Raw genomic sequence first — 3,291 nt, forward strand, 5'->3', positions numbered from 1 at the left:
GGTGCCGGGGGTTCGCCGGGCTCCGGGGGTGCCGGGGGTTCGCCGGGCTCCGGGGTTGCCGGGGGTTCGCCGGGCTCCGGGGAGCCGCCCGGGTTCGGGAGCGGGCCGGTGGTGGTGCTGGACCTGTGCTGCGGCACGGGCGCGGTGGGCGCGGCGCTGGCCGCCGCGCTCGGCGGCGCAGTGGACCTGCACGCCTCCGACGCCGACCCCGCCGCGGTGCGGTGCGCCCGCCGCAACCTCACGGCGCCCGGCGGCCCGGGCGGACACGTGTACCAGGGGGACCTCTTCGCACCCCTGCCACGGACGCTGCGCGGACGGGTGGACGTGCTGGCCGCGAACGTGCCGTACGTACCCACCGGGGAGATCGCGCTGCTGCCCCCGGAGGCCCGGGAACACGAACCCCGCACCGCGCTCGACGGCGGCGCCGACGGGCTGGACCTGCTGCGGCGGGTGGCGGCCGAGGGGCGCGCGTGGCTCGCGCCGGGCGGGCGGCTGCTCGTCGAGACCAGCGACCGGCAGGGGGCGGAGGCACTGCGGGTGGTGCGCGCGGCCGGGCTGGAGGGGTCGGTCGTGCACTCCGAGGAGTACGGCGCCACGGTGCTCACCGGGCGCCGTCCGGACACCCCCTGACCACGCCCCGCACCACCGCGGGTGGTGCCGCCGCTGCGGCGGGCAGCGCGTTTCCCGGGCCCCCGGGGCACACCCGTGGTCGCGGATTCCGCCGGACCCAGGTTGCCGGGTCCGCCCCTCCCCGCGTGGCACACCACCGGTGGTCCCGGATTCCGCCGGACCCACACCGTCGTGGCGGGCCATCGCTGCGGCGGCAGGTTGCCGGGGCCCCCGCGGGCGCCCACACCCGCGGTCGCGGATACCGCCGGACCCACACCGTCGTGGCGGGCCACCGCTGCGGCGGCAGGGGGCCCGGGCAGACCCGCGGGCGGCACGGCGCGGCACCCCGGTGTCGCGGAACCCCGGAAGGGCTACTCCTCGGGATGCCAGCCGCGCAGGGCCGGGTCGTCCAGCACCGCGGACACCGCGCGGCGGACGGCGGTGACGCCGCCCGTCCCGGCCAGCAGGACCCGCAGCCGCACCCGCCCGGGCTGCACCTCGGGCACGCAGCTCCAGTGCGACGGCAACAGCCCCAGCAGCCGGATCACGGTCGTCTCGGCGCACGGCGCGCTGGGTGAGCGGCGTACGGCGGCGACGTCGACGTACGCGTGACTCGTCGCCCTGTCGGTCTCGGTCAGACTGCTCATCGGAACGCTTCCCCCTCCGGAACGTCCAGAACATGCGACGCGGCGCGCACCGGCGCCGCGCTCCCCCTCGGCGGTACGGTCGTCACCCCCGTCCTCCCTCTCGCGGCCCGCAGTGCGGGCACCCCGGTTCGCGGGGCAGCGGGAAGCGGCTGGTGACCAGGGTGTGCAGGTCGATGCGGGTGACGTGGGCCGGCCCGGCGCCCCCGGGTCCGGTGCCGCCGCCGAAGACGGTGCGCCAGACCCCGCGGACGGTCTCGACCACGAACGGCGTCAGCTCCGGCGTGCGCCCGCCGCCGGAGCGCGTGCCGCCGCAGGGCCCCCCGGGCCCGCGGCTTTCCCGGCTCCAGCGGAGCCCGAGACACAGCCCGCAGCCGCCGTGCTCCCCGCCGCCCGTGCCCCACGGGCCGACGAGCACCGCGTCGACGGTGAGGTGCACGGTGGCGAACGGCCGTACCGCGGCGTACGGATCGGCGGCCCCCGCGTTCCCGGGGCCTCCCCCGCCGCCGGCCGCCCCGTCCCCGGGGGCGAGCCCGGACCCCAGCGGCACGACCAGCGGCTCCGCGTCGTGCCCCCGCCCGGCGAAGGCGGGGAACTGGGCGAAGCGCGGGGCGAGTTCCCGCTGGAGCCGCATGCGTGCGGCCTCCAGCGGAGGCGTGGGCGCGCCGGGGACCGTGTGGCCCCCGGAGGGGGCGGGCGTGGGGGTCATACGGGATCGCCGTCCTCCCGGGCCGGGGCGGTCGCCGCGGTCCCGTTCGCCCGTCCCGCCGCGGTACGCGCCCTCGCCGGGGCGGCGGGTGCGTCTCGTCGGGGGGCGGCGGACATGTCTCATACCTTCTGTTTCGGCCGGGCTCCGGTCCGTGCGCCGCCGCGTCCGCCGCGCCCCGGGGCGTGTCCGCGGGCGGGGCCGTGCGGGGCGGGCGGGGCGAGGGAGCGGGCGTACGCGCGGAGCAGCGCGTGCATGCGGTACGGGCCGGGCGGGCCGTCCTCCAGCAGCCCGGCGTCGGCCAGCCGTTCGAGGACGGGCCCGGCGCAGCCGGGCGGGGGGCCGAGCACCGCCTCGGCCTCCGCGGTGCGGAAGCCGCCCGCGGGGAGGGTGCCGAGCCGCCCGAAGGCCCGCGCGGCGGGCGGGTCGAGCCGGTCCACCGCGGTGCGCAGGACCCGCGCGACGGAGAGCCGGGGGTCGTCGGCGAGTGCCAGCCGGGCGAACGGGTCCTCGGCGAGCCACTCCGCGGCGTCGCCGAGCCGCAGGCCGGGGCGGGTGAGCAGCCAGGCGGTGGTGATGCGCAGGGCGAGCGGGTGGTGCCCGCAGACCTCGGCGAGCCGCCGGGCGGCGGCCGGTTCGGCGGCGACGCGTGCGGTGCCGAGCACGGCGTCGAGGAGCGCCCGGGACTCCGCGGGGGTGAACGCGCCCAGCCGGTGCACCCAGCCGCCGTGCGTGGCGACCAGCCCGGCGAGCCCGCGACGGCTGGTGACCAGGACGGCGGCGTACGGGCGGTCGCCGCCGGCCGGCAGCAACGGGCGTACCTGGTCGGCGCCGCACACGTCGTCCAGCACCAGCAGGGCGCGGCCCCGGCCCCCGGGGGACGGGCCGGAGCCGCGCTCGCCGTCGCCCGGCGTGACGCCCAGCGCGGCCGTCACCTCGGCGGTGACCTCGGCCGCGGGACGCGGGGTGCCGTCCGGGCGGACCATGCGCACCAGCAGCCGGCCGCCGGGAAAGCGGTCCCGTACCCGGTGCGCGACGTGGCGGGCGAGGGCCGTCTTGCCGACGCCGGGGGCGCCGGAGACGAGCAGAGTGACCGGCTCCCCGGCGCTCCCGGCGAGGCGGTCGGTCAGGGCGGCGACATCGGCGACGCGCCCGGTGAAGCAGGGCACGTCGGGCACCGTGGGAAGCGCGGGGCCCGCCACGGGCGTAGGGGCGCCGGCGCGTGCGGAACCGGCGTGCCCGGAACCGGGCGCGTCCGGCCGGGACGGCGGGGCCTCGGGGCCCGGCGGCGCGCAGCATCCCGCGCCGCCCTGTGCGGCGGCGCCCGGCAGG

At 80.3% G+C, this 3,291-nt stretch carries 3 protein-coding genes and 1 pseudogene; 1 reads left to right on the forward strand and 3 read right to left on the reverse strand.

Features of this window, described 5'->3' with window-relative positions:
• On the forward strand, positions 1–630 hold a 630-nt coding region (locus tag HOY81_RS26895), incomplete at its 5' end, for a methyltransferase (RefSeq protein WP_237323320.1).
• Positions 631–980: 350 nt separating this feature from the next.
• On the opposite strand, the gene HOY81_RS26900 is transcribed toward HOY81_RS26895, so the two are convergent.
• The 3 genes and pseudogenes from HOY81_RS26900 to HOY81_RS26910 form a co-directional block, all read right to left on the reverse strand.
• Positions 981–1,256 carry a hypothetical protein gene (locus tag HOY81_RS26900; RefSeq protein WP_237323321.1) on the reverse strand — a complete coding sequence of 92 codons (276 nt, stop codon included), beginning with the start codon at positions 1,254–1,256 and terminating at the stop codon, positions 981–983.
• 82 nt (positions 1,257–1,338) lie between these two features.
• Entirely contained in the window at positions 1,339–1,962 is a 624-nt protein-coding gene (locus HOY81_RS26905; RefSeq protein WP_237323322.1) for a TOMM precursor leader peptide-binding protein, read from the reverse strand.
• A gap of 119 nt (positions 1,963–2,081) precedes the next feature.
• Positions 2,082–3,137, reverse strand: a pseudogene (locus HOY81_RS26910) (AAA family ATPase); the annotation flags it as partial.
• Between the last annotated feature and the right edge of the window lie 154 nt (positions 3,138–3,291).

Origin of the sequence: Streptomyces sp. JJ36 (assembly GCF_021696945.1) — a bacterium.
Classification (GTDB): Bacteria; Actinomycetota; Actinomycetes; order Streptomycetales; family Streptomycetaceae; genus Streptomyces.